This window comes from Actinosynnema sp. NPDC002837 (assembly GCF_040295345.1).
GTDB lineage: Bacteria > Actinomycetota > Actinomycetes > Mycobacteriales > Pseudonocardiaceae > Actinosynnema.
In genome coordinates, this window is the sequence record NZ_JBEOVG010000049.1 from 1 (window position 1) to 25,337 (window position 25,337).

22 protein-coding genes are annotated in these 25,337 nt (G+C 74.2%); 7 read left to right on the forward strand and 15 right to left on the reverse strand.

Going from position 1 to position 25,337, the window contains the following annotated elements; all coding sequences use genetic code 11:
- Window positions 1-218 precede the first annotated feature (218 nt).
- From ABTZ99_RS28010 to ABTZ99_RS28055, 10 genes are all read right to left on the reverse strand, one after another.
- Complete coding sequence (locus ABTZ99_RS28010) at window positions 219-1,307, reverse strand: glycosyltransferase (RefSeq protein WP_498773155.1); 1,089 nt, start codon at window positions 1,305-1,307, stop codon at window positions 219-221.
- A complete protein-coding gene (locus ABTZ99_RS28015) occupies window positions 1,304-2,749 on the reverse strand; it encodes an oligosaccharide flippase family protein (RefSeq protein ID WP_499615281.1) in 1,446 nt (481 codons plus the stop codon). The genes ABTZ99_RS28010 and ABTZ99_RS28015 overlap by 4 nt, the downstream gene beginning before the upstream one ends.
- Window positions 2,750-2,910: 161 nt before the next feature.
- Window positions 2,911-4,218, reverse strand: a complete 1,308-nt coding sequence (locus tag ABTZ99_RS28020) for a glycosyltransferase 87 family protein (protein WP_499615284.1) — start codon at window positions 4,216-4,218, stop codon at window positions 2,911-2,913.
- Window positions 4,212-5,135, reverse strand: a complete 924-nt coding sequence (locus tag ABTZ99_RS28025) for a YveK family protein (RefSeq protein WP_499615287.1) — start codon at window positions 5,133-5,135, stop codon at window positions 4,212-4,214. The genes ABTZ99_RS28020 and ABTZ99_RS28025 overlap by 7 nt, the downstream gene beginning before the upstream one ends.
- The gene (locus ABTZ99_RS28030; RefSeq protein WP_499615290.1) at window positions 5,132-6,187 is read right to left on the reverse strand and encodes a glycosyltransferase; all 1,056 of its coding nucleotides are present in this window, start codon (window positions 6,185-6,187) and stop codon (window positions 5,132-5,134) included. Before ABTZ99_RS28030 ends, ABTZ99_RS28025 begins: the two co-directional genes overlap by 4 nt.
- Window positions 6,177-7,520, reverse strand: coding sequence for an O-antigen ligase family protein (locus ABTZ99_RS28035; protein WP_499615293.1), 1,344 nt, complete (start codon window positions 7,518-7,520; stop codon window positions 6,177-6,179). Before ABTZ99_RS28035 ends, ABTZ99_RS28030 begins: the two co-directional genes overlap by 11 nt.
- Window positions 7,517-8,470: a polysaccharide deacetylase family protein gene (locus ABTZ99_RS28040; protein ID WP_499615296.1), complete on the reverse strand. Its 954-nt coding sequence runs from the start codon at window positions 8,468-8,470 to the stop codon at window positions 7,517-7,519. Before ABTZ99_RS28040 ends, ABTZ99_RS28035 begins: the two co-directional genes overlap by 4 nt.
- Entirely contained in the window at window positions 8,467-9,291 is an 825-nt protein-coding gene (locus tag ABTZ99_RS28045) for a DMT family protein (protein ID WP_499615299.1), read from the reverse strand. Before ABTZ99_RS28045 ends, ABTZ99_RS28040 begins: the two co-directional genes overlap by 4 nt.
- Before the next feature lie 307 nt (window positions 9,292-9,598).
- A complete protein-coding gene (locus tag ABTZ99_RS28050) occupies window positions 9,599-10,549 on the reverse strand; it encodes a hypothetical protein (protein WP_499615302.1) in 951 nt (316 codons plus the stop codon).
- A gap of 10 nt (window positions 10,550-10,559) precedes the next feature.
- Entirely contained in the window at window positions 10,560-11,054 is a 495-nt protein-coding gene (locus tag ABTZ99_RS28055) for a SigE family RNA polymerase sigma factor (RefSeq protein WP_498773137.1), read from the reverse strand.
- A gap of 133 nt (window positions 11,055-11,187) precedes the next feature.
- Between ABTZ99_RS28055 and ABTZ99_RS28060 the strand changes: the two genes are divergently transcribed.
- Window positions 11,188-11,811, forward strand: a complete 624-nt coding sequence (locus tag ABTZ99_RS28060; RefSeq protein WP_498773136.1) for an SAM-dependent methyltransferase — start codon at window positions 11,188-11,190, stop codon at window positions 11,809-11,811.
- A gap of 19 nt (window positions 11,812-11,830) precedes the next feature.
- On the opposite strand, the gene ABTZ99_RS28065 is transcribed toward ABTZ99_RS28060, so the two are convergent.
- The 3 genes from ABTZ99_RS28065 to ABTZ99_RS28075 all read right to left on the reverse strand — a co-directional run bounded on the left by ABTZ99_RS28065 (window position 11,831) and on the right by ABTZ99_RS28075 (window position 14,749).
- Window positions 11,831-12,736, reverse strand: coding sequence for a phenylalanine 4-monooxygenase (locus tag ABTZ99_RS28065; protein WP_498773134.1), 906 nt, complete (start codon window positions 12,734-12,736; stop codon window positions 11,831-11,833).
- Window positions 12,737-12,831: 95 nt separating this feature from the next.
- Window positions 12,832-13,704: an NAD-dependent protein deacetylase gene (locus ABTZ99_RS28070; RefSeq protein WP_499615305.1), complete on the reverse strand. Its 873-nt coding sequence runs from the start codon at window positions 13,702-13,704 to the stop codon at window positions 12,832-12,834.
- A 10-nt stretch (window positions 13,705-13,714) separates the two neighbouring features.
- Window positions 13,715-14,749: a LacI family DNA-binding transcriptional regulator gene (locus ABTZ99_RS28075; protein ID WP_498773130.1), complete on the reverse strand. Its 1,035-nt coding sequence runs from the start codon at window positions 14,747-14,749 to the stop codon at window positions 13,715-13,717.
- 69 nt (window positions 14,750-14,818) lie between these two features.
- Here ABTZ99_RS28075 and ABTZ99_RS28080 point away from each other — a divergent pair, with 69 nt between their 5' ends.
- From ABTZ99_RS28080 to ABTZ99_RS28090, 3 genes are read left to right on the forward strand one after another with little or no spacing between them, the layout of a single operon-like run.
- Window positions 14,819-16,762, forward strand: a complete 1,944-nt coding sequence (locus tag ABTZ99_RS28080; protein ID WP_499615308.1) for a glycoside hydrolase 5 family protein — start codon at window positions 14,819-14,821, stop codon at window positions 16,760-16,762.
- Entirely contained in the window at window positions 16,759-17,988 is a 1,230-nt protein-coding gene (manD, locus tag ABTZ99_RS28085) for a D-mannonate dehydratase ManD (RefSeq protein ID WP_499615311.1), read from the forward strand. Before ABTZ99_RS28080 ends, manD begins: the two co-directional genes overlap by 4 nt.
- Window positions 17,989-17,995: 7 nt before the next feature.
- Window positions 17,996-18,559: a dihydrofolate reductase family protein gene (locus ABTZ99_RS28090; protein ID WP_499615314.1), complete on the forward strand. Its 564-nt coding sequence runs from the start codon at window positions 17,996-17,998 to the stop codon at window positions 18,557-18,559.
- A 3-nt stretch (window positions 18,560-18,562) separates the two neighbouring features.
- Here the strand turns inward: ABTZ99_RS28090 and ABTZ99_RS28095 are convergent, their stop codons facing one another.
- Window positions 18,563-19,705 carry a Dyp-type peroxidase gene (locus tag ABTZ99_RS28095; RefSeq protein ID WP_498773122.1) on the reverse strand — a complete coding sequence of 381 codons (1,143 nt, stop codon included), beginning with the start codon at window positions 19,703-19,705 and terminating at the stop codon, window positions 18,563-18,565.
- Between the two features lie 64 nt (window positions 19,706-19,769).
- On the opposite strand from ABTZ99_RS28095, the gene ABTZ99_RS28100 reads away from it, so the two are divergent.
- The 3 genes from ABTZ99_RS28100 to ABTZ99_RS28110 all read left to right on the forward strand — a co-directional run bounded on the left by ABTZ99_RS28100 (window position 19,770) and on the right by ABTZ99_RS28110 (window position 23,121).
- On the forward strand, window positions 19,770-21,092 hold the full coding sequence (locus tag ABTZ99_RS28100) for a right-handed parallel beta-helix repeat-containing protein (RefSeq protein ID WP_499615315.1): 1,323 nt from the start codon (window positions 19,770-19,772) through the stop codon (window positions 21,090-21,092).
- A gap of 81 nt (window positions 21,093-21,173) precedes the next feature.
- Window positions 21,174-21,749 (forward strand): TetR/AcrR family transcriptional regulator, encoded by a 576-nt coding sequence (locus ABTZ99_RS28105; protein WP_499615318.1) that lies wholly within the window; start codon window positions 21,174-21,176, stop codon window positions 21,747-21,749.
- Entirely contained in the window at window positions 21,733-23,121 is a 1,389-nt protein-coding gene (locus tag ABTZ99_RS28110; RefSeq protein ID WP_499615321.1) for a nitrilase-related carbon-nitrogen hydrolase, read from the forward strand. The genes ABTZ99_RS28105 and ABTZ99_RS28110 overlap by 17 nt, the downstream gene beginning before the upstream one ends.
- 7 nt (window positions 23,122-23,128) lie before the next feature.
- Here ABTZ99_RS28110 and ABTZ99_RS28115 read toward each other — a convergent pair whose 3' ends face one another.
- Window positions 23,129-25,327: a M20/M25/M40 family metallo-hydrolase gene (locus ABTZ99_RS28115; protein WP_499615324.1), complete on the reverse strand. Its 2,199-nt coding sequence runs from the start codon at window positions 25,325-25,327 to the stop codon at window positions 23,129-23,131.
- Window positions 25,328-25,337 lie beyond the last annotated feature (10 nt).

Here is a 25,337-nt window from a genome sequence, read left to right on the forward strand (position 1 = left end):
GCCGGCAGGCCTGGCGGGACGCTCTTCCCCGCCGGGCCTGCCGGCTTCGACCAGCCTGGAGTGCCCGTAAGGGCCCCATGTCAAATCGAGCCGGACCCAACCCGAGCAGTCACACCGAACGGGACTTGACCTGAGCGAGCAGTCACCGAACGGGACTCAACCCGCCCCACCCTCAACCACCGAGCGGAACTCGAACTTCACCACCCCTCTCCGCGCCTTCACCGCGCCCCCACCAACAACTTGTCCACCAACGTCGCGATCTGATCCGCCACCTGCCGCCGATCGAACAGCAGCTCCACCCGCCGCCGCCCGTGCGCACCCTCCAGGTCAGCCGCCGACGGATCGGCCAGCCGCACGGCCACCGCCTCCGCCAACCCCTCGACGTCACCGGCCGGCAGCACCGCCCCCGCCTCCCCCACGCTCTGCCGCACCCCGCTGACGTCGAACGCCACCACGGACCGCCCGCACGCCATCGCCTCCAACGGCACCAACGCCATGCCCTCGGCCCGCGACGGCAGCACGACCACATCCGCGGCGGCGTAGAACTCCGCGACCGAATCGTCGTGCCCCCACCACCACACGGACTCGTCCTCGCACGCCGTCCGCCATCTCTCCGCCATCGGGCCGTCCCCGACCAGCACGAGCAGCGCGTCCGGCACCTGCTCCCGCACCACCGGCCACGCCGCGAGCAACTGGTCCTGCCCCTTGTACGGCACCAGCCTCCCCACGCACACCGCCGTCGGCACGTCCGGCAGCCCCAACCGCCGCCGCGCGGCCGCCCGGTCGCCCGGTCGGAACCGCTCGACGTCCACGCCGTTGCACACGACCTCCGCCGGCCCCCGCACGCCGACCGCACGCCCGGCGGCCAACTCGTCGTCGCTCACGCACACCAACTGGTGCGTCCACCGCGCACCGACCCGTTCCCAGATCCGGGCCGCCCACGCCACCACCCCGCCGGCGCTCTGGAACGACCACATGTGCGGCTGGAACAACGTCGGCCGCCGGCCGCGCACCACCAGCCGCCCGACCAACCCGGCCTTGGAGCTGTGGAGGTGCACGACATCCGCCTCCAGGCCGCGCAACACGCGCCGGAGTCGCACCGCCTCCCCCACCGTCCCGATCCCCGGCTGCCGACGGGCCCGCCACGCCCGCACACCCACGCCCAGCCCGCGCGCCCGTTCGGCGAGCGGCCCCGGCGGGGACACGACGGTCACCGACCACCCGAGGTCCCGTTGCGCACGGGCCAGTTCCAGCACCACCGCCGCCACACCCGCCGTGACGGGTTGGCTCACGTGCACGACCCTCACCGGCGCACCACCTCCCGGTTCGCGCCCAGCACGACCACGACGCACACCACCGCCAACACGACTCCCTCGCCCAACGCGGCCACCACGGAACCGGGTGGCCCGAACACGTCACCGACTCCGAACGCCACCGCCGCGCAACACCCGGCCGCCGCGACCACCCCGGCGACGCCGCGCGCCACCGAGGCCAACGGCGGGCCGATCCCCCGCCGCGCCAACGCCCACCACGTGCACGGCACCACCAGCCACGCCGCCGCGACCTGCACCAGCGCGACCGCCACCACCCCGTGCCGGGTGAAGACCACCAGCCCGCCGGTCAGCAGCGCGAGGTGGCTCACCTCCAGCGCCAGGTAGCGACGCGCGTGCCCGGCGGCCTTGAGCACCTGGTACCACAGGTGCAGCAGGCTGATCCCCAAGCCGTACAGGCACAACAGGGTCAGCGGCACGGCCGCCTCCGCCCACCTCGCCCCGAAGACCACGACCCGGTCGGCCAACGCCGCCGTCACCGCGTACAGGCCGCCGGTCACCACCAGCACGGCCGACGTGAACCGCCCGACCACGGCGGACAGCCCTTCACCGGCGCGGATCAGCTTGGCGCACAACGGCAGCACCACGCCGCCCAGCACCACCGCCACCAGGATGTACGGCACCCACGCGATCCGGTAGGCCAACGAGTACACACCGACCGCCTCCGGCCCGTGCACCCTGGCGATCGCCAGGTAGTCCACGTTGATCAGCAGCACGGCCACCAGCGCGCCGGGCCCGACCACCGCGATCCAGCGCGTCGCCTCACCCGCCGCGCCCGCGTCCCACACCGGCCGCACCCGCACTCCGACGACCACACCGAGCACGGGCTGCGCCACCGCCGTGCACAGCAACCCGACGACCAGCGAGTACGGTCCAGCGCCGGTCACCGCCAGCACCACCGCGACCACCGCGCCGAGCACCGCGCCGCCCGCGTCCGGCAGCAGCCGACGGCGGAAGTCCAGGTCCCGGTGCAGCAGCCCCATCTGCACCCCGGCCACCGCCGAGAACGGCAGGCTCACCGCCGCGAGCCGCACCAGCGGCGCGACCGACGGGGCGTCCAGCGCGTGCGCGATCCCGTCGGCCGCGAGCACCAGCGCTAACGCCAGCACCACCCCCGTGCCCGCGCTGAGCACGAGCAACGTGCCCGCCACCCGGCGCGGGTCGCGGTCGGTGCGGCTGACCACGTCGTACACGCCCATCGACTGGACGACCTGACCGATGTTGACCAGCGCGACGGCCAGCGCCACCAGCCCGAGCCCTTCCTCGGTGAGGAACGCGGCCAGCACCAGCGTGACGGCCATCTGGCTGCCCTTGCTGAGGAGGTTGACCAGGAACAACCAGAGCGACCCCCGCACCGCCCGCCGCCCGACCGACCCCGCCGCCTCACCCGACCTCGGCGCCTGACCCGGACCCGACACCCAACCGGACGCCACCTCCGAACCAGGCACCACACCCGAACTCGACACCACCTCCGAACCTGCCCCCGACCCCGACCCCGCCCCTGACCTCGACCCCGCCCCCAAACCCAAACCCGGGCCCAACCCCGGACCCGACCCCGACCCCGCCTCCGAATCGGGCGTCACGTCCGAACCGTGCCCACGGCCGAACACCGGCGGGTCGCCGCGAACACCGCCGCCAGCACCCACGCGACCACGACGGCCACACCGTCGACCGTCACGTCCACCCGCGCGCCCGTCACCGCCCGGATCGCCAGGCTGACGAAGTGCAAGTGCGCGAACGGGACCAGCAGCAGCACTACCGACAGCCCGAGCCGCCAGTCCCGCTCACACCGACCCCGCCACAGCACGACGCCCACCGCCACCAACGACGGCACCGCGATCAGCACGTCACCCGGCTGGTGCACCATGGCCGCCACCACCGCGAGGCACGTGAGCAGGTCCGCCGCGGCGGGCTGTCCCATCCGGTCCAGTCGCCGCACCAGCACCGCGCTCACCACCAGCACACCCACCAGCGCGACCGGTTCCGCGCCGCCGGGCAGCCAGCCCGTGACCCGGTACAGCACCGCCGCGAGGTCGATCCGCTGCGCCGTCATGGAGTCCACCGCTCCGTACGCCGTCTCACCGGCGTGCGCCAGGTTCGCCGCGATCACGTCCAGGAACGGCCCGACGCCACCTCCCCGCACCACCAGCGGCACCACCACGACCATGCTCGCCACCGCCGCGACCGCCGTCCCGGTCACCGCCACCCGCTGCGACCCGCGCACGAACAGCAGCACCGCCAGCGGCAGGCCGAACTGCGGCTTGAGCCACGCCAGCGCCAACGCGACCGCCGCCCACCTCGGCGCGTCCCGCCGGGCCAGCAACGCGCCCGCCGCGCCGAGCGCGATCAGCGGGTTCACCTGGCCGACGTACAGCTGCGCCTTGCCCACCTGGCTGAGCACGAGCAGCGTCGCGATCACCCCCGTGCCCAGCGCCAGCGGCACGTGCGGGCGCAACCGGCCGGCCGCCAGCACCGCGAGCGCGACCAGCAGCACCAGCGACGCCAACGCGAACGCCACGGCGCCCACCCGGTACCCCGGCAGCGCGAACGGCGCGTGCAGCAGCAGGTGGTAGGGCTGGTACAGGTTGAAGGTCTGCCGCACCGGCCAGTGCTCGACCATCGTGGCCGGGTCGTACGGGTTGCCGCCCGCCAGGAACTCGCGGATCGGGAAGTACAGCGCGTCCCGGAAGTCCTGCATCCGCTCCTCGGGCCGGGTGGCCCAGGTCGGCAGCGGCACCTGCCACGACGGCCGCAGCGCACGCCACGACGCCACCGCCCCGACCAACACCACCAGCGCGGTGAGCACCCGCACCTTGTCCTTCGACGCAAGAGCCTTCAACGCCGCGGTCTTCACCACAGCCGCCTTCAGCGCCACGGTCTTCAGCACGTCACCACCGCCACCAGGGTCGCCGCGGCCGGCAACGCGCCGACCACGGTCGCCAGCTCGTCCTGCCGCCCGCCGTGGGGCACGACCGCGATCACCGCGTCGCCGTCGGCGGGCTCGCCGGTCTTCTCCGGCAGCTCACCGGCCAGGGCCTCGGCGCGGTCGGCCAGCTCCGGGATTACCGCCACGACGCGCGCGGGCCGTGCCGACGCCTCGCACAGCAAGGCCAACCGCTGCGCCAAGTCGGGGTCGTCGTCGGGCAGCACGGCCACCGGCCGCCGCACGCCACCAGCGGTGAGCGCCGCGCGCACCTGGTCACGCGGCCGGGTCCGGCGCAGGTGGCCGACGGCGTGCGCGGCCAGACCGGCCAGCACACCGGCGATCAGCGCCAGGCCGTAGGCCAGCGGCCGGTCCGGGGCGACCTGCGTGGTCTCGGGCCGGTCGAGCAGGCGCAGCCGGGCGGCGGGCGCGAACAGGTCGGCCTCCACCACGGTCTGCGCGATCCGGGTCGCGGCCTGCGCGGCCCGGTCGGCGCTGTCGGCCCGCACCGACAGCCGGGCCAGGCCGGAGGCCGGCACCAGCTCCACCGACACCCGGCCGGCCAGGTCGTCGATCGTGGTGCCCAGCTCCCCGGCCGGACCCCGCAGCACGGACGGGCTGCGCGACACCTCGACCAGCGCGGGCAGCGACAACGCGACCACCTCGCCGAAGCTGGCCTCGGGCGGTTGGTCGGGATCGCCGACGGCCGGCACCGCGAGCACGCCGACTCGGCTCTCGTACTCCTTGCCCGCCACCTCCACCGCGACCACCACGGCGGTCGCGACCAGCAGCGCGATCGCGAGGCTGACCGCCAGCGGACGCTTCAGGACCGCGGGCACCTCCGGGACGCGCACGTCCCACAACACGCTCAGACCCCTCATGACGCTCCGATCGCGGTGCGCAGCAGTTCGTCGTAGGACCGCATCAGCAGACGCGGGTCGTGCTCGCGCCGCACGGACGCACGGCCCGCCTCGGCCAGGTCGGCCCTGGCCCGCGGGTCGAACAGCAGTGACCGCAACGCCTCGGCCGTCGCGCCGGGATCGCGGCGCGGCACCACCACTCCCCCGCCACCGGCCAACGCCTGCCGCACGCCGTCCACATCGGTCGCCACCACGGGACGTCCGGCGGCCAGCGACTCCAGCACCGCGATCGGCATGCCCTCCCAGTCGCTGGTGAGCACGGTGACGTCGGCGGCGGCCAGCAGGTCGGGCACGTCGCAGCGGTTGCCCAGGAACCGCACCCGGTCCGCGACGCCCAGCTCGGCGGCGCGCACGCGCAGCACGTCGCGGAGGCTGCCGTCGCCGGCCAGCCACAGCACCGCATCGCCGTCGAGCTTCGCCCACGCCTCCAGCAGCACGTCGTGCCGCTTCTGCGGTTCCAGCCGGGCCGGGCACAGCGCGACCGGCACGTCCGGCGCGACGCCGTGCACCGCCCGGACCGCGTTCCGGTCCACCCGTTCGGGTTGCGGGAACACCGCGTTCGGGATCACCACCGGGTCGGGCACGCCCGCCGCGCGCAGCCGGTCGGCCGTGGCGTCGGCGACCGCGACGACCGTGCGCGAGGTCCGCTTGAGGATGCGGGCCGCGCCGGTGTAGTCGGTCTCCGCGACGCCGTGGAACACGGTCAGCAGCGGCAGCTTCCCCGGCAGCACGGCCAGGCGCGCGACGAGGCTGGCCGACACGTTGTGCGCCAGCACGACCTGCGGCCGGAAGCTGCGGATCGCGGCCTTGGTGGCCGTGGTCGCGCGCAGCACGCCGGTCGCCCTGCGCCGGGCGACGGGCACGGTGAACGTCGGCACGCCGCACGCGCGCAACGCCTCGGCCCGGTGCCCGCCGCCGCTGGCCACGGCCGACTGCCAGCCGAACTGACCGCCCGACCTGGCCATCCCGGCGACGAGCGCTTCGGCGCCGCCGGTACCCATCTCACTGATCACGTGGAGCACACGCAACGTCGCTCGCTCTCCTCAGACGCAGGTCGGCCGCGGCCACGACCGCGACCAGCGACCACAACGGCAGGTAGTACTGCTGGGACAGGAAGGTCGAGGCGACCACGACCGCGATCAGGGACGCCTGGACGGCGACGATCGGCAGCGGGTCGTCGGTGGTGCGGCGCACGCGTGCGCACGTGACCGCGGTGAGCACCAGCAGCCCGGCGAACAGCGCGAAACCGGGCACCCCGAGTTCGGCGGCGATCTCCAGGTACATGTTGTGCGCCACCGGGGTCTGCTCGTCGATCTCGGCGTTGTTCGAGGCGGCGGGGTAGCCCTCGCGGAACCCGCCCGGCCCCACGCCGAGCGTGGGGTGTTCGGCGACCATGCGCGCGGCGGCCTGCCAGCGCAGTTCGCGGGTGTCCACGTTGGTCCCGGCGACGTGGGTCTTCTCCCGCACCGCCCGGTCCAGCTCCGGTCCGGCGAACAGGACGGCGGCCACGCCGAGCACGGCCAGCGCCGCCACGCCGCCCGCCAACGCCTTGAGCGGCACCGCGCGGCGGGCCAGCAGCCACGCGACGGCGGCGGTGAGGGCGAGCGCGCCGCCCCGGGAGAACGTCGCCGCCGCGCCCGCCGCCAGCACGACGGCCGCCGCCGCGGTCAGGACCGAGCGGCGCAGCGCGACCAGCAGCGGCAGGGCGGCGACCAGGAAGTAGGCCAGGTCGTTCGGGTCCTCCAGCGGCCCGGCGGCCCGGGTCTGCCCCTCGGCGACCATGCCGAGCAGCGCGCCGACGGCCGACACCACGGCTCCGGCCACGGTCGCGGCGAGCACCGCCCGCAGCGGCACCTCACGGGAGACGACGTCGATCAGCACCACCGTGACCAGCAGGAACGGCAGCCAGCGCAGGGCGTACCCGGTCGCGAACGGGCCTCCCGCGTGCACCGCCCAGGACGCCAGCAGCACGACGGCGAGCGCGGCGAGGACCACGTGGACCGGGTGCGGCTCGGGCGCGCGGCGTTGCCGCACCCGCAGGACGGCCCAGACGAGCACCAGCAGGGCGGACGGCGCCTTGGCCAGGTGGCCGTGCACGTGCAGGAGGTAGCCCTCCAGCGGCGCGGCGAACACCGTCGCGCACGCCAGGGCCCGCACCAGCCACGTCATCCCGCCCACCGCGCCCGCCACGTCACCGCCCGCACCACGCCACGCCGCATCACCGGCCGCACCACGCCACGCCGCGCCATCCCCCGCACCACGCCACGCCACGTCACCGCCCGCACCACGCGACGCGGCATCACGGGCCGCACCACGCCACGCCCTCCCCCGCATCCGCGACGTCATCCCCCGCACCGCGCCAGCAGCCCGGTGTCGTGCTCGCGCAGGCCCGCGTCGAGCCGGTCGACGTGGGCGCCGGTGCCGATCACCTCGAAGTGGTGCTCGCGCAGCGCGCCCAGCACCCAGCCGAGGAACTCGACCTTCCGCGCGCCGGGCACCGCCATGCCGGGGAAGAACTCCATGCCGGGCGCCTCGGCCGCGCCGAGCACGTCGGTGGGGTGCAGCAGCAGCGACGGCTGAACGCCGCGTGCCCGGCACAAATGCAACGCTGCGGTGAAGTACGCACGGGCCAACCGCGGCGAGACTTGGTGCAGTTGCAGCAGGTACGAGCCGTGGATCGGGACGCGCAGCAGCGGCATGGTGGTGACCGGCAGCTCGACCAGGCCCGTGCCGACGCGCCAGCGGTAGGCGGCGTTGGGCGCGCGGACGCGGGAGAAGCCGCCGAACAGGTCGCGTTCGCCGCCGGTCGGCGCGGTGCGGTTGTGGTAGGCGCGGGCGAGCGGGCCGATCCAGGTGGGCAGGGTGCTGGCGTCGTAGCGGTAGCCGCGTTCGGCGAGCAGTTCCAGCAGGTCGCGGGTGACGCTGTAGCCGGGACCGCGGAAGCCGGTCGGTCGAGGCGCGCCCGCGGCGACGATGGCCGCCTCGGTGCGGGCGAGCTCGGCTTCGAGCCGGTCGCGGGTGTAGCGGTGCAGCCAGGGTTCGTGGCCGTAGGAGTGGTTGCCGATCTCGTGCCCGGCGGCGGTGATGTCGGCGACGGCCTGGGCGCCGTCGTCGCGTTCGGCGTCCGCGCCGACGACGAAGACGGTCGTGGTGAGGCCGTGCGTGCCGAAGGCTTCGAGCAGTCGTGGCACGGCGGTGGGCAGGAAGCTGGGGCGGCGTTCCCACCCGGGGTCGCCGTGGGTCTTGAGGTAGGCCCAGAGGTTGTCGAGGTCGAGGGAGACGCTGGCGGTGTTCACCCGGTCACCTCCGCCGGCGCCTTGGCGAAGCGGTCGGCGAAGCCGAGCAGCAGCACGCCGGACACGACGAGCGCGACGCCGAGCGCCACCCACCACTCGCGGCCGGGTGTGATCCGGTCGCCGAGGGCGGCGATGCCGATGATCGAGGTGAGCACGACGGTGGTGGCGTCCATGGTGGCGACCGTCGAGGTGGCCGAGCCGCGGCGCAGGGACAGCGCGAGGTAGGACTGGCCGACCAGGGCTGCGGCGATCATCAACCACGCCAGCGGGTACAGCGGGAGGGTGAGGAACGGTTCGTCGGCGAGCGTCCGGCTCGTCATGGCGACCACCGCGAACGCCAGGCCGGCGGACGCGGCCAGCGGCACCACGCCGCCGATCCGGCGCTGCACCAGCACGAGCGCGACCAGGGGCAGTCCGAACAGGACGATGCCGAGGCCTTGGGGCACGTCGTGCGCGGCCGACGGCGTGGCCGCCGCGACGAGCAGCACCAGCCCCGTCGCCATCACGACGAGCACCACGACCTCGATCACGCGGACCCGCCAGCCGAGCACGGCGATGCCGAAGAGCGTGGCCAGGCCCACCGCGCACGACGAGCCGGCCTGGACGAGGTACAGCGGCAGTTCGGCGCGGGCCAGGAACGCCAGCGCGAACCCGCCCACCTGGCCCGCGAAGCCGAGGAGGTAGAGCCGGTCGCGGGCGAGCCTGGCGAGCAGCCCGAGCCCGCCGCCGCCTTCGTCGGCGCGCCGGGAGGCGATCGACTGGGCGACGATGCCCAGCGCGTACAGCACCGCCGACGCGGCGAGTTCGAGGTAGCCAGTCACGCGACCTTCCCCTGGAGATAACGGCCCGTGGAGACAGCCGGCACGCGGACGCGGTCGGTGTGATCCCGATATCGGAAGGGGAGCGTAGAACCCGAAAGACCTCGACTCGTTCGAGCGATAGGTGACTACACGATCGAGCTAACCCGCCGACTACACAACGACTTCACGCCTCGGTCGGCCGGCGCGAATACCGACGCTCGGAGCACGCCGCACCAGCCGGCGCATGGGCGGGCGAATGGCAGGCGCGCGGGCCGCCGGTGGCCGGTGTCCGGGCGGGCCGACGGCAGGCGTGTGGCGGTGGCCGTGGTTACGCGGCGTCGGCGACAGCCAGGCCGATCCTGGTCAGCTGCTCCTCGGTCAACGGCAGCGTCTCGCGTCCCGCGCCCGTGCGGTCGAACGAGCTGTCCTCCTCCCGCCACGAGAAGTCCGGGCTGCCGAAGTTCGCCACCGTGATCGCGTAGGTCGCGCCGGTCGTCATGTAGACGCGCAGCACCTGCGCCACCGACTGGAACGGCTCGCTCACCCGGATCGGGTAGAACTGGAGCACCGTCCCGTCCGCGCGGACCAGTCGTCGCGGCGGGACGCAGTTGCCTTCCGCGAACACCTCCTCGTCGGCCGCCGCGACCGGGTCGACGGTGGTGTGGCCGGCCTTCAGGTCAACGCTGCCGGTGCCGTGCTCGTCGGTGACGTCGAGCCACTGGACGTGCCCGTCCACCGAGTCGGGGTGCTTCTCCTTGTTGGCGGGGATCACACGGGTGTGCAGCTCGCTCACCTTCGCGGGTGACGCGACCTGCGCCACCGCGAGTTCCCACGCGTTCAGCACGGGCAGGGGCGGGCGTGGCGAGGTCCACGTGGTGAACCGGCTGCCGGCGCCCATGTCGCACTGCGGGATGGCCAGGATCTCGCGGCCGGCCGGCGGTGGCGCGGTCGACGCGGGGGTGAAGGTGCCGTAGGCGATGCGCGTCGGCCGGTCCACGGTCGTCCACTCCGGACCCGGGGTCGCGGGCGACGTCGTCACCACCGGCCCGTCGCTACCGGGTCGCGCGTCCGGCGGCGCGGCGAGCTCGCCCAGCGCGGCCGTGCCGAAGCCGACCGCGCCGACGACCGCCAGCACGCCCGCCGACGCGCCGACGCGACGCGCCAGCAACCTGCGACGGCCCCGTTTGAGCACGTCCGCCAAGTCCGTCCGCACGGCGGGCGCCGGTCCGTCCACTTCGGACTTCAGCCGGCCGCTCAACTCCTGCTCGTCCCACATCACGCACCCTCCGTCAGGCCTTGTCCGAGGTGACCGCGCCGCGATAGGCCTCGCGGAGCGCCTGCAACCCGCGGGCGGTCTGGCTCTTCACCGTGCCGGTGGAGCACCGCAGCGCCTCCGCCGCCTGCTCGACCGAGAGGTCGTGCACGTACCGCAGCACGAGCACGGCCCGCTGCCGCGGCGGCACGTGCCGCAACGCGGCCAGCAACGGCTGGCGCTCGTCGCTGGAGGTGTCCGCCTCGACGGCCGACTCCGGCGGCGAGGCCACGCTCTGCTCACGTCGCCTGCCCCGGCGCCGCGAGTCGAGGAACAGCCTGGTCACGATGGTGCGCAGGTACGCTTCCGCGCTCTCCCGCCGCACCTTGGGCCAGTGGGCGTACAGGCGGACGAACGCGCCCTGCGCGATCTCCTCGGCCTCGCCCCAGTCGCCGCACAGCGCGTACGCAGTGCGTCGAGCCTGGTCGAACCGGCTCGCGAAGAACCGGGAGAACTCGTCGTCGCGCCCCACCCGTCGCCCTCCCCTGATGTCCTGCGGTCACCACACCTACGCACTTGCGCCCCGCGGGGTTGCACCGGCCGCCGAGTTGCCGGATCGGCAACTTTCTTTGCCGGTCTGCCGGGGTGGTCCGCACTATCGGGGCATGGACGCAACTGAGGAGTACTGGGAGACGTTCTACCGCGACCGCGACCAGGTGTGGACCGGCAAGGCCAACGAGCTGCTGGTGCGCGAGGTCGCCCACCTCGACCCGGGCGCCGCGCTCGACCTGGGCTGCGGCGAGGGGGGTGATGCGTTGTGGCTGGCCGAGCAGGGCTGGCAGGTGACCGCGGTCGACGTGTCCGCCGTCGCCCTGGCCAGGGGTGCGGCCCGGGCCACCGAGCTGGGGCTGGCCGCGCGCATCGACTGGCAGCGGCACGACCTGGCGCGCTCGTTCCCGACCGGGAGGTTCGACCTGGTCTCGGCGCAGTTCCTGCACTCGTCGGTGGCCGCGGAGGGCGAGCGGGAGGGCATCCTGGCGCGGGCGGCCGAGGCGGTGGCGCCCGGCGGGAGGCTGCTGGTCGTGGGGCACGCCGGCTGGCCCACGTGGCTGGCGGACAACCCGCCGGTGGACTACCGGTTCCCGACGAACGCCGAGGTGCTGGACTCCCTCGCCCTGGGCCCCGAGTGGGTGGTGGAGGTGGACGAGTCGGTCGAGCGCGTGGTGATCAGCCCGGAGCAGGTGCACGGCACGCGGTCGGACGTCGTGCTGCGCTTGAGACGCGGCTGAGGACGGGCGAGCGGCGACGTCAGGCGACGGCGCCGCGCTCGGCCCGCGAGGGCAGGCCCAGGCGGTCGCGGGTGCCCTCGTCGAAGTCGTCCAGGAAGTCGTGCAGGGCGTCGGCGACGTGGTCCAGCGAGCGCGTCGCGTACAGCACCGGCTGGTACCCGGCCGCGACGTACGGCGTGTCCACGACCCGTTCGACGGCCCACGGCCGGATGTCGGCGCGGTGCAGCTGCCCGAGCTCGCCGTAGGAGGACAGCAGCGCCGCCCCGTACGCCTTGACCCGCCCCTGCTCGAACGTGACGCCGTACTCCAGGGTGAACCAGTACACGCGGCTGATCAGGTCCAGGGCATCCTCGCTGGACACCCGGGACGCCGCCGCGCCGACCAGCCGGTAGAGGTCGGCGAACCACGGCGCGGACAGGTGCGTGCCGTGGCCGAACACGTCGTGCACGACGTCGGGCTCGGGCGTGTACAGGGGCATCGCCGGGTGCCGCACGTACTGCACGGCGTGGAAGTACCCGCGCGCCATGGAGCCCAGGAACCGCTCGTCCGGCACGAGCCCGCCGGCGAGGGTGAACCGGAACCCGGTCAGCTCGTGGAGGCGGTCGCCGACCTCGGCGTGCTGCGGCACGTGGTCGGCGGGTACGGGTGCGGCGTCCCGGGCGCGCAACACCGCCCGGCACACCGTGTCCCGCTGGGCCGCGGTCAGCGCGGCGTGGACCTGCCGCCAGGTCTCGTGCTCCCGCTCGGTGTAGGCGACCGGAGGTGAGGGCGCGCCCACCTCGTGGTCCTCGGCCAGGGCCGCGATCGCGTCACGGCGGCGGACGTACGCGGGATCGCTCAGACCGGGGTGCAGCGGGGCGGCGCCGAGCCTCCCGTCCGGCGCCACCGGCGTCCGTGCGCGCACGTCGACGGTTTCGCTCGTCATGTCCCGGGGCGTACCCGGCTGTTCCGCCGGCACGCGGCCGAAGGACACCGCTCACCCCGTCGGGTGACATCGGGGCCGCCTTCGGGGACGGAGCGCTACAACCGGGCGAGCAGCTCGGTCAGGGCCGGGCCGAGGGGCCGGTCGACGCGGACGGTCGCGTGGACGTCGCCCCTGGTCTCGCCCTTGTTGACGATGAGGACCGGCTTGCCGGCGGCCGCGGCGCGCCGGACGAACCGCAGGCCGGACATGACGGTCAGCGAGGAGCCGAGCACGAGCAGCGCGTCGGCGCCGTCCACCAGGCGGTAGCACTGCTCGACGCGCGGTCGCGGCACGTTCTCGCCGAAGAACACCACGTCCGGTTTCAGCACGCCGCTCGCGCAGTCGGCGCACCCGACCAGCCGGAACGACCGCACCTCGTGCTCGGCCAGGTCGACGTCGCCGTCCGGGTTGATCCTGGTGGAGGTGGCCTCGAACGCCGGGTTGGCGGCGCGGAACCGGCGGTCGAGGTCCTCGCGGGGGCTCACCGCCCGGCAGTCCAGGCACACGACCCGGTCCAGGCCGCCGTGCAGCTCGACCACGTCGGGCGTGCCGGCGGCCTGGTGCAGGCCGTCGACGTTCTGCGTGATCACGCCGGACAGGTGGCCGCGGGCGCGCAGCTCGGCCACGGCGCGGTGGCCGGCGTTGGGCGCGGCGCGGGCGATGGTCCGCCAGCCGAGGTGGCTGCGCGCCCAGTACCGGCGCCTGCCCTCGGCGCTGCCGACGAACTCGTCGTAGGTCATCGGGGTGTGCTTGCGCAGGCTGCCCGCCGCGCCCCGGTAGTCCGGGATGCCGGACTCGGTGGACAGGCCCGCGCCGCTGAGCACCAGCACCCGACCGTCCGCGACCACCCGCACGACCTCGTCCAGGCTGGTGGTGCGCGGCAACGGCGCGCCGGTCGGCGTCCAGCTCAACGTCGGCCGTGTGCGCATGCGCTCCACTTTACGTGCGGTCGGGGGCCGGGCCCGTGGACTCGCGGACCACCAGTTCGGGCGGTCGGACCTCGACCGAGGCGTCCTCGATCTCGTCCAGGGACGCGAGCAGCACGCGCGCCGCCGCACGGCCGAGGCCGACGAGGTCCTGGCGCACGGTGGTGAGCTGCGGGTAGACCAGCTCGCCGAGCGGCAGGTCGTCGTGGCCGATCACCGACAGCTCGCCGGGCACGTCGACGCCGAGCCGGCGGGCCGCGCTCATCCCGGCCACGGCCATGGAGTCGTTGGCGAACAGCACGGCGGTGGGGCGTCGGCGGTCGGCGAGGAGCCTGGCGGTGGCGTCGACCGCGCCGGCCGCGGTGAAGTCGGAGACGATCGAGTGGCTGGGCGCGAGGTCGTGCGCCGCCAGCGCGTCCTCGACCACGCGCCGCCGGTAGAGCGTGTGGACGCGGTCCTCGGGGCCGGAGACGTAGGCGACGCGCCGGTGCCCGTGTGCGACGAGGTGCTCGACGGCCGCGCGGAGGCCGCTGTCGAGCCCGGTCGCCTGCACCGACGGCACGGGGTCGTCCCGCCACGGCGTGCCGATCAGCACGGCGTTCACGCCGAGGGTCCGCAGCAGCTCGAACCGGGTGTCGCCGATCCGGCTCTCGGTGAGCACGACGCCGTCCACCCGGCGTTCGTCGGCCAGCCTGCGGTAGGCGGCCTCCTCCGCGCTCGGCTCCTCGCCGACGATGTGCAGCAGCAGGCCGTACCCGAGCGGGGACAGCTCGCTCTCGATGCCGGAGATCAGCAGGGTGAAGTGCGGGTCGGCGCTGAGCAGGTCCGGCGACCGCTTGGCGACCATGCCGATCGCGCGGGTCTTCGCCGAGCGCAGCGCGACGGCGGCGGCGGACGGCGTCCACCGGAGCTTGCTCGCGGCGGTGAGGACGCGTTCGCGGGTGGCCGCGGAGATGCTGCCCTTGCCGTTGACGACCTTCGACACGGCCGCCACCGACACCCCGGCGAGGGCGGCGACGTCGGTGATCGTCGGCTTGCGGCTCGGCACCCGGTGAACGTTACACCGATCGGCCCCAGTGCCTCGACAGACGCCAGGTTAAACGATATACCTGTGGCCATGCAGCGCAACTCCGCCAAGCTCGCCGGCCCCGACACCTGGGTGGGGGTCAACTACTGGTCGCGGACCGGTGGCCCGTTGATGTGGCGCGACTACGACCCGGCGGTCGTGGACGAGGAGCTGCTGGTGATGCGCGACCACGGGATCGGCCTGACCCGCAGCTTCTTCTACTGGCCGGACTTCATGCCGACCGAGGACGCGCTCGACCCGGAGCTGCTCGCCAGGTACGACGACTTCCTCGACCGGCACCACGCGCTGGGCATGCGGACCATCCCGACGTTCGTCGTGGGGCACATGTCGGGTCAGAACTGGGACCCGCCGTGGCGCGACGGCCGGGACGTCTTCGCCGACGCGTCGTTCCTGGACCGGCAGCGCTGGTACGTCCGCGAGCTGACCGGCCGGTGGCACGACCACCCGGCGGTGGCGGGGTGGCTGCTGAGCAACGAGATCCCGATCTACGCCGACTGGCGGTCGCGGGGCATCGGCACGCTGGACCCGGACGCGGTGACCGCGTGGGCGGCGGCACTGATCGGGGAGATCCGCGCGGCGGGCGCGACGCAGCCGGTGTCGGTCGGCGACGGCGCGTGGGGCGTGGAGGTCACGGGGCTGGACAACGGCTTCCGGGTGCGCGACCTGGCGCCGTTGATCGACTTCCACGGGCCGCACGTGTACCGGATGGAGGACGACCAGCTGCGGCTGCACCTCGGCGCGGCGTTCGTCTGCGAGCTGCTCGACATCGGCGGCAGGCCCGTGGTGCTGGAGGAGTTCGGCGTGACGTCCGACTACGCGTCGGAGGAGAACGCCGCCCACTACTACCGGCAGGTCCTGCACACGACGTTGCTGGCGGGCGCGACCGGCTGGATACCGTGGAACAACACCGACTACGACGACCTGGCCGACCAGGAGCCCTACCGGCACCACCCGTTCGAGATGCACTTCGGCCTCACGGACTCCTCGGGACGGCCGAAAGCGCAGCTGCGGGAGGTGCGGGCGTTCACGGAGGTGTTGCGGCGCACGGACTTCGCGCGGCTGCGGCGGCCGGACACCTCGATCGCGCTGCTGGTGTCGTCGTTCCTGGAGGCGCGGTACCCGTTCACGCAGCCCGAGGACGCGACGAGCGTGGCGAACAACTCGCGGCAGGCGTACATCGCGGCACGGGAGGCGGACCTGCCCGTGGGCGTGGCGCGCGAGCTGGACGGCGTGCCGGACGACTGCGCGTTGTACCTGGCGCCGTCGGTCAAGCAGCTCACCGCGCCGACGTGGCGGGCGTTGGTGGAGCGCGCCGCGGCGGGCGCGGTGGTGTACGCGTCGTACTTCGTCGGCGAGCACCGGACGCAGCGCGGACCGTGGTGGCCGAAGCTGGACGAGACGTTCGGCGTGGTGAAGCAGCTGCGGTACGGGTTGGTCGACCCGATCGAGGACGACTCGCTGCGGATGGTGTTCCAGCGCGGGTTCGGCGGCATCGGCGCGGGTGAGGAGCTGGTGTTCCGGGTCGGCGGCACGGCGGAGTCGCGCGCGTTCCTGCCGGTCGTGCCGGACGGGGCGGAGGTGGTCGCGGTCGACGGGCACGGGCGGCCCGCCCTGCTGCGGCACCGGGTCGGCGACGGGTGGATGGTGCTGTGCACCTACCCGTTGGAGCACATGGCCGCTTCGACGCCGCGGGTCAACCCGGAACCGACGTGGCGGCTGTACGCGGCGCTGGCCGCGGTCGCCGGCGTGCCCCCGGCGGTCCGGGTGGACGACCCGCTGGTGATGACGGGGCTGATGGAGCACTCCTCCGACGGGCGGGTGTTCGCGTGGTTCGTCAGCCAGCACGCCTCACCGGTCACGGTGGACCCGGTCCTCGACGGGCGGTTGGTGGCGTTGGACGGCTCGCCGTTGGGCTCCGTGGAGTTGGACCCGTACGGCGTCGTGGTGGCCGAGGTGCGGGAGGTGGAGTCGTGAAGATCGCGGCGGTGGAGGTCGTGGTGACCTGTCCGGGGCGGAACTTCGTCACGCTGCGGATCACCACCGAGGACGGGATCACCGGTCTGGGCGACGCCACGCTGAACGGGCGTGAGCTGGCGGTGGAGGCGTACCTGCGCGAGCACGTCGTGCCGCTGCTGCTGGGGCGCGACGCCTCGGCCATCGAGGACACCTGGCAGTACCTGTACCGGGGCGCGTACTGGCGACGCGGTCCGGTGACGATGGCCGCGATCGCCGCCGTGGACACGGCCCTGTGGGACATCAAGGCGCGTGCGGCGGGGATGCCGCTGTACCAGCTGCTCGGCGGGGCGTGCCGGGTGGGCGCGCTGGCCTACGGGCACGCGTCGGGGCGTGACCTGCCGGAGCTGTTCGACTCGATCCGGCTGCACCTGGAGCTGGGGTTCCGGGCGATCCGGGTGCAGACCGGGATTCCCGGGCTGGAGACGGTGTACGGGGTGGCGGCGTCGGCGGCCGGCGGCGGTGACCGGTACGACTACGAGCCGGCGCGGCCGACGGCGTTGCCGGTGGAGGAGAGCTGGGACACGCGGGCCTACCTGCGGCACGTGCCCTCGGTGTTCGAGGCGGTGCGGTCGGAGTTCGGGCCGGCGTTGCCGCTGCTGCACGACGGCCACCACCGGATGACCCCGATCGAGGCGGCCCGGCTGGGGAAGGCGCTGGAGCCGTACGACCTGTTCTGGCTGGAGGACGCGACGCCCGGCGAGGACCAGGCGGCGTTGCGGCTGATCCGGCAGCACACCACCACGCCGTTGGCGATCGGCGAGGTGTTCAACTCGATCCACGACTACACGACGTTGCTGAGCGAGCGGCTGATCGACTACGTCCGTTCGGCGGTCACCCACACGGGCGGGGTGACGGCGTTGAAGAAGGTGCTGGACTTCGCCGCCGTGTACGGGGTCAAGTCGGGGATGCACGGGCCGACGGACATCTCACCGGTCGGCATGGCCGCCGCGCTGCACCTGGACCTCGCCGTGCACAACTTCGGCATCCAGGAGTACATGCGGCACTCGGCGCGGACGCTGGAGGTCTTCCGGACGTCCTACACGTTCGCCGACGGCCTGCTGCACCCGTCCGACGCGCCGGGGTTGGGGGTCGAGCTCGACGTGGACGCGGCCGCCCGGTTCCCCTACCGTGCCGCGTACCTGCCGGTCAACCGGCTGGCGGACGGCACCCTCCACGACTGGTGAGTGACCCATGCGGAAGATCGTGTATTCCCTGTCGGTGTCCGTGGACGGCTTCTTCGAGGACCTCGACGGGTCGATCGACTGGCACCTCGTGGACGAAGAGCTGCACGAGCACTTCAACACCGTGTTCGCGGAGATGGGCGCGTTCCTGGAGGGTCGGCGGACCTACGAGCTGATGGAGGCGCACTGGCCGACGGCGGACGAGGACCCCGACGCCTCCGCGCCCGAGCGGGAGTTCGCCCGGATCTGGCGCGGCATGCCGAAGGTCGTGTACTCGCGGACGTTGGCGACGGCGGGGCCGAACGCGACGATCGTGCGCGACGTGGTGGCGGAGGAGGTGCGGGCGCTGAAGGCGTCGGCGCGCGGCGACCTGGTCGTGGGCGGCCCGGACCTGGCCGCCTCGTTCCGCCGCCTCGGCCTGGTCGACGAGTACCGGGTGTACGTCCACCCCGTGCTGCTGGGACGCGGGCGGCCGATGTTCGGGCCGGAGGACGACAAGGCGGACCTCGACCTGGTCGAGACCCGGGCGTTCGGCAACGGGGTGGTGCTGCTGCGCTACCGCGTCCGGACCTGACGTTCACCGGAAGAGCGTGGCGCCCAGCGGGTGTTGCCGGTCGAACCCGGGCAGGACCAGGAACGTCGCGGCGGCGGTGGCGGTGGTGAACGGCAGCAGGGCGTCGACGGCGTCCATCCGGGTGAGGGTGTTGGTGAACGTCCGCAGGTCGTTCTGGAAGCTGATGAACAGCAGGCCCGGCGCGGGTTCGTCGATGGTGTACGAGCGGCGCAGCATGTGGCCGACGCCGACCGCGTTGGGGTGCGCCCGGCGGACGTGGGCGTCCGCCGGGATCAGGTAGCGCCCGTCCGGCGTCTTCGCGCCGAGGTCCGGGTCGGAGGCGATGACGCCGCCCGAGAGGGGCGCGCCGGTGTCCCGACGCCGACCGAAGACCGCCTCCTGGTCGGGGACGGGCAGCGCGGCGAACTTCGGCAGGTCGAGCTCCATGCGGCGGAGCACGGCGATCGTGCCGCCCGCGACCGGGGCCGGCCCGGCCAGCCACAGGTCCCGCTGCTGTTCGGCGGTCGTGTGCGGGCCCACGATGCCGTCGATGAACCCGAACGCGTTGCGCGGCGCGGTGATGCCCTGGTCCACCGCGACGGTCGCGCCGCGGCGCCCCGACTGCCGCCACCGTTCGCGCACCCGATCACCGGCCTGGCCCAGCAGGGCCGCGGCGACGACCGACAGGACGACCGGGTCGCCGGCGCAGACCTGCACCAGCAGGTCGCCGCCCCGTTCCCGCTCGGCGATCCGCTCGCGGGAGAACTGCGGGAGGTCCGCGCCGCCGGGCAGGGCGGGGTCGGCGAGGCGCACCAGCCGGGGGCCGATCCCGATCGTCACGGTGAGATCGCCCGGCGGCAGGCCGAGCAGTCGCGCGTCGGTCCCCTCGGCCAGCGTGCGCACCGCTTCGCCCAGCTCGGCCAGCAGCGGGCCGACCGCCACGTCGTCGACGACGTCGGCCACCACGACCAGCAGGTTGGGCTGGGCCTGCGCGGGGAGCGTGATGCCGGCCTGATGAGGACCTGTCGGCGACACCGCCGGGACGTCGTGCCGCTCGGGCGGGGCGGCGGCGCGCGGTTCGCACCCGGCGGCGAGACCGGCGGCCAGCGCGGTGGCCCCGGCGCCGAGGAACGTGCGGCGTGACGGGTGGTCTTCGGCTCGGCGCACGGTGGCGAGAGTGCCAGATTCGCCCTACCGCAGGCGAATCCGCCGGTCGTGCCAGACTGGGTCCATGCTTCGTTTCGGCCTCGTCGTGATCACCGCGGCGCTCGTCCTGGCCGGCTGCGGCGGATCAGGCGAGGGCGGCGCCGCCGAGGGCAGGCGGCCCGCCGGCACGCACGTGACGATCCGGGTGCCGGTCGACGCGCCGACGATCTCCGCCGCGGTGGCCCTCGCCCAGCCCGGTGACCTGGTCCTGGTCGCGCCCGGCGTCTACCACGAGTCGGTCGAGGTCGGCACGGACCGGATCACCCTGCGCGGCGAGTCCCGGGACGGGGTCGTGATCGACGGGCAGCTGCGGCAGCCGAACGGCATCGTCGTCACCGCGCCCGGTGTGGCCGTGGAGAACCTGACCGTCAAGAACAACACGCACAACGGGGTCCTGGTCACCGGTTCGGCGGCGGCGGCCGGCGGCACCCCGGGCGACGGCGGCTACGACACCGGCGACGAGCCCGTCACGTTCCTGAAGTCGTTCCTGGTCTCCCACGTGACCGCCACCCGCAACGGGCTCTACGGCATCTACGCGTTCTCCGCCCAGGACGGCGTCATCGAGCACTCCTACACCTCCGGCTCGGCCGACTCCGGGATCTACGTCGGGCAGTGCAAGCCGTGCCGCATCGTCGTGCGGGACAACATCGCCGAGCTCAACGCGGTCGGCTACGAGGGCACCAACGCGGGCGGCGAGCTGTACGTGGTCGGCAACCGCCTCGTCGGCAACCGGGTCGGGCTCACCAGCGGCTCCGACCACCAGGAGAAGCTGCTCCCCCAGCAGGACGCCGTCGTCGCCGGCAACCTGATCGCGGCCAACCAGCAGGACCCGACCCCCGAGCAGGCCGACGGCGGGTGGGGCATCGGCGTCGGCATCGACGGCGGCAGCGACAACCAGGTCGTCCGCAACCGGATCGCCGGCAACGCCACCGCCGGTCTGGTGATCACCGCGACCGCCGACATCCCGCCGAACGGCAACCAGGTCCTGGACAACGCGTTCGCGGCCAACGGCGTCGACGTCGGCTGGACGTTCCCCACCGCCACCCGGGGCCGGGGCAACTGCCTGCGCGGCAACGACCTCGTGACGACGGCGCCCGACGGGCTCGCGACGACCGCGGCCTGCCCGGCCGCCGACCAGTCGCCGTCCGGCACGTGGGCGAACCCGAGGCCTCCTCGCGGTATCCCGTTCACCGACGTGGCCGCACCCGCCCCGCAACCGCAGTTCCCGAACGCCACCACCGCCGGCGCCACCGCCGTGCCGGCCGTTCCGGTGCTGCCGGACATCGCGACGATCGCGCTGCCGTCCGCGTCCCTGCTCGCCGACCTCGCGCTGGTGCGGCTGCCCTGAGCGGCCCGGGCGCCGCGCCACCGCCTTCCTCGCCGCACCGGAACGTCTACGGCGTAGACCCACGCTGTGTACGGTGTAGACATGACGGAGACGGCCGACCGGATCTCGGCGGCGGCGTTGGCGATCCTGCTGGCGGAAGGCGCGCCGGCGGTGAGCATGCGGCGGGTGGCGGCGGATGCCGGGGTGACCGCCATGGCCACCTACCGCCACTTCCCCAACCGTGAAGCGCTGCTGCGCTCGGTGGCGGACGCGGCGGTGGCAGAGCTGACCGCCGACTGGGCCGGACGCGGCCGCGGACTGGGCCTGGCCCAGCGGCTCGACGCGCTGGCCGACGCGTTCCTGGACTTCGCGCTCGGCCGGCCGAACCTCTACCGCTACCTGGTCACCGAGCACCGGCCCGACGCGCTGCGGTTCCCGGACGACTTCCACACCGGCGGCTCGCCCGCGTTCGCGCCGGTGTTCGCGACCGTCGAGCAGGCCTTGGCGGACGGCGTGCTGCGCGACGACGACCCCCTGGAGGTCGCGTTGGCCGTCACCACACCGGTCATGGGCCTGGTCCAGCTGTACCTGGGCGGCCGGATGACCCTGTCCGAGAACGACTTCCGCGCGCTGTGCAAGCGCACGACCAGAAGGGTCCTCAATGGACTCCGAACGTGAGCTTCCGCTGGTGGTCCTGGCCGGGTTGGGCTCGGCCGCCCTGTTCTACTTCGGCACGGGACTGGCGCCGATAGCCGCGCTGGCCTGGCTCGCCCCGCTGCCCGTGCTCCTCGTCGCGCCACGCACGTCCGGGCGCGTCGCCGCGGCCCTGGCGTTCGGGGCGTGCCTGTTGGGGCTGACCAACACCTGGCCGTTCCTGGCCCACTCGCACGACCTGCCGCTGTTACCGTGGGGCGTCGCCATCGGGATCGGGATGGCGGCGACCTTCGCCCTGGTGGTGACCCTGTTCCGGGCACTGCTGAACCGCGGACGCGCGCTGCTCGCGGTGACCACGGCGCCCGCCGCCTGGGTCGCGGTGCTGTACGTGGCGGCGTCGACCAACCCCGTCGGGATCATGGGCACGCTCGCGACGACGCAGGCCGACGTGCCGCTGGTCCTGCAGACCACCGCGATCACCGGCGCGTGGGGCGTCGAGTACCTCGTCCTCTTCGCGCCGGCCGCCGTCGCCGCCGTGGTGACCAGGCGTGACGTGCGGGTCGCCGCGTTCGCCGGTGTCGTGCTCGCGGCGGTGTCGATCGGCGGTGCGGTGCGGCTGGCCCAGGACGACGGGCCGGTGCAGCGCGTCGCGCTGGTGGCGAGCAACAACCACGGCTGGGCCACCGACCTGGGCACGCCGGCCGGACCCGAGTTGGTCGCCGCGTACGCGCGGCAGGTCGAGGCGCTGCCGGACGGGGTGCGGGTCGCGGTGCTGCCCGAGGCCGCGTTCGGCGCGCGCGAGGCCCGCCCCGCGGTGCTGGTGGACACCATGACCGCGCTCGCCCGCGCGGAGGGCATCGACATCGTGGTCGGCTTCGCCCAGTGGACCGACGGGAAGAAGTACAACTACGCGGTGACGTTCCCCGCGTCCGGCGGCGAGCCCGTGAAGTACCTCAAGCACCACGACCTGGTCAGCCCGGCCGGGCGCGACCTCGCGCTCCTCGGCTCGACCGGTGTCGCGATCTGCGCCGACGTCAACCACCCCGACCCGAGCTCGGACTACGCGACGGCCGGCGCGCGGCTGCTGGCGATCCCGGCGTCCGACGAGGACGACAACGGGTGGCAGCACAGCCGCACGGCGTTGCTGCGCGGTGCCGAGAACGGGGTCGCGGTGGCGTGGGGCGGGCGCAAGACGCGGTTGATGGCGTCCGACGCCCGAGGTCGGGTGGTCGGCGAGGCGGCCACCGGCGGCGGGGGCCCGTTCACCGTGGTGGTCGCCGACGTGCCGACGGGTGAGGGGCCGACGCCGTACGCGCGGTTGGGCGACTGGTTCGCGTGGCTGTGCGCGGGACTCGCGGTGGCCGGTCTGGTCGGCGCCCGCGTCAGGGCCGGGTGACGAGCGGTCAGAGGCGGAACTCGGCGCGGACCACGGCGGCGTCGAACGCGCGGCTGCCGGACTGCACCGGCATGGCGTCGGGTGGGCGGGGGCCGACCAGGGAGGACGCCTCGGCGGGCAGCCCGGCCCACTGGTCGGCCACGGCCACCTCCAGCGGCGCGCCGAGGTCCAGGTCGCAGGTGATCTCGCGAGCGGACGGGCCGTACAGGTCCAGGGTGGCGCCGGGGAGGGGCGTGGCGCCGAGGCGGCACGCCGGCCGACCGGGGCCGGACAGCGTCACGTGCGTCCGCCACGCGCGCGCGTTCGGCGTGACGCGGAACGTCACCGTCCGCACCGCGGCCTCGGCGGTGGCCACCGGGACGACGGTGGGCGCGGGCAGGCCCAGGTCGGGCGCGGCGGCGCGCATCATCGGCCGGTCCAGCGCCGGGTACGGCAACGTCACCCGTTCCGGGTCCTCCCCCAGCACCCGCGAGGTCCACTCGTCGGGCGCGGGATCGGCGGACAGCCAGCTCGCGCCGCCCGTGTCCTGCAGGTAGATCAGCGAGTCGGGCCGCGGCTCGTCCGGTGCGAAGCCGAACCGCACCGTCCCCACCGCGATCAGCGCCACCGCGACCGCCGCCGCGCCGAGCGCCGGCCGCCACGAGCGCCACCCCGTCAGCAACGGCAGCAGCAGCACACCGGCCAGGACCGCGAACACCACCGCCACGGCGCTCAGCGGCATGCCCAGCGCCACCATCATCGTGCCGACCAACGGCGGGTAGATCGCCGCCGCGACCAGCGGCGGGAGGAAGGCCGCCCGGGTCGTCCGCAACGCGGGCAGGCCGGCCAGCAGGGTCCACTGGAACAGGAACCCGGCACCCGGCACGGCCACCGTGGTGGCCGCCAGCAGCACGCCCGTCACCACCAGAACTCCGGCGACGACCTCGGCCGGCGACCACCGCCGCACCACCCGTGCCGCCGCCAGCAGCACCGCCGCCCCGAGCAGGCAGAACCCGGCGACGAACCAGCCCCGCTCGGGCGGCTCCGACAACGCCAGGAACCCCAACCCCGGCCGGACGGCCGCCACGAGTGCCCACACCCCGAACGCCGACGCGCCCGCCACGACCACCGCGCCGACCGCGACCCCGGCCACGGCGGCCACCGCCCGCCACCGCAATCGTCCACTTCGGACACCCAGGACCAGCAGCGACGCCAGCGCGAGGACCGTCACCGCGGCCAGCGCCACCGCGAGCCACGTCGGGTAGCGCACCAGCACCCGGGAGAACAGGTCGAAGTACACCGCGTCACCGGCGCCGGCCCGCAGGTCTCGGTCGCCCAACGCCCGCACCAGTCCCACCATCGTCTCGCCGTGGTGCTGCAGGCTGCCCCGGTCCAGCCGCTCCAGGTCGTCGTACGGCGAGTGGTAGTCGCCGACGTGCTCGATGAACGCGCTGTTCAACCCCCGTGCGCCCGCCTCCGCGAACAGGGTGAAGTCGCTGTAGTTCGGCATCCGCCGGTAGACCTCGTAGGCGAACGAGTTCGCGATGGGCCTGCTGCTCGCCTCGCCGAACGCCGACACGAGCGGCGCGTTGTCCGCACCCGTCTGGAACATCCACACCGGCCCGCCGCTGCCCCGCGCCTCCCAGTTCAGCACCGCGCCGACGCCGTCGACCCCGTGGCGTTCCACGTACGCCGCCGCGCCGAGCGCCCCGGCCTCCTCGCCGTCGGTGAACAGGAACACCACGTCGTTGCGCACACCGCCGGTCCTCAGCGCGCGCAACGCCTCCAGCATCGCCGCGACCGCCGCGCCGTCGTCGGCCGCGCCGGGACCGGTCGGCACCGAGTCGTAGTGCGCGACCAGCAGCAACGCCTTGCCGCCGCTGACCGACGGTTCCGTGCCGCGCACGCGTGCGACGACGTTGTGCGTGGTGGCCACCCGGACGCCCCGCCACGGCCGGACGACCTCGTCGGACTCCACCACCACGTCCGCGCCGAGGCCGCGGGCGGTGTCGACGAGGTACTCGCGGACGCGCTCGTTGTCCGCCGACCCGATCGGGTGCGGTCGTCGGGCGATGGCCGCCAGGTGCCGCTCGGCGCGTCCGGCGGCGAACTCGGACGGCGGCGCGTCCGCCACGGGCGCCGGCGGCCGGAACGCCAGCACGGCCGCCACACCCACCACCGCGATCACTGCGAGCAGGACCGACACCCGACGGACGCCCTCGACCATCCGGAGACCC

Bases quoted from the DNA above. Each gene is read 5' to 3' on its own strand.
- ABTZ99_RS28105 (WP_499615318.1), top strand. From the start codon at position 21,174: ATGACGGAGACGGCCGACCGGATCTCGGCGGCGGCGTTGGCGATCCTG.
- ABTZ99_RS28065 (WP_498773134.1), bottom strand. From the start codon at position 12,736: ATGACGAGCGAAACCGTCGACGTGCGCGCACGGACGCCGGTGGCGCCG.
- ABTZ99_RS28025 (WP_499615287.1), bottom strand. From the start codon at position 5,135: ATGAGGGGTCTGAGCGTGTTGTGGGACGTGCGCGTCCCGGAGGTGCCC.
- ABTZ99_RS28110 (WP_499615321.1), top strand. From the start codon at position 21,733: ATGGACTCCGAACGTGAGCTTCCGCTGGTGGTCCTGGCCGGGTTGGGC.
- ABTZ99_RS28060 (WP_498773136.1), top strand. From the start codon at position 11,188: ATGGACGCAACTGAGGAGTACTGGGAGACGTTCTACCGCGACCGCGAC.
- ABTZ99_RS28090 (WP_499615314.1), top strand. From the start codon at position 17,996: ATGCGGAAGATCGTGTATTCCCTGTCGGTGTCCGTGGACGGCTTCTTC.
- ABTZ99_RS28035 (WP_499615293.1), bottom strand. From the start codon at position 7,520: ATGACGTCGCGGATGCGGGGGAGGGCGTGGCGTGGTGCGGCCCGTGAT.
- ABTZ99_RS28115 (WP_499615324.1), bottom strand. From the start codon at position 25,327: ATGGTCGAGGGCGTCCGTCGGGTGTCGGTCCTGCTCGCAGTGATCGCG.
- ABTZ99_RS28070 (WP_499615305.1), bottom strand. From the start codon at position 13,704: ATGCGCACACGGCCGACGTTGAGCTGGACGCCGACCGGCGCGCCGTTG.
- ABTZ99_RS28100 (WP_499615315.1), top strand. From the start codon at position 19,770: ATGCTTCGTTTCGGCCTCGTCGTGATCACCGCGGCGCTCGTCCTGGCC.
- ABTZ99_RS28080 (WP_499615308.1), top strand. From the start codon at position 14,819: ATGCAGCGCAACTCCGCCAAGCTCGCCGGCCCCGACACCTGGGTGGGG.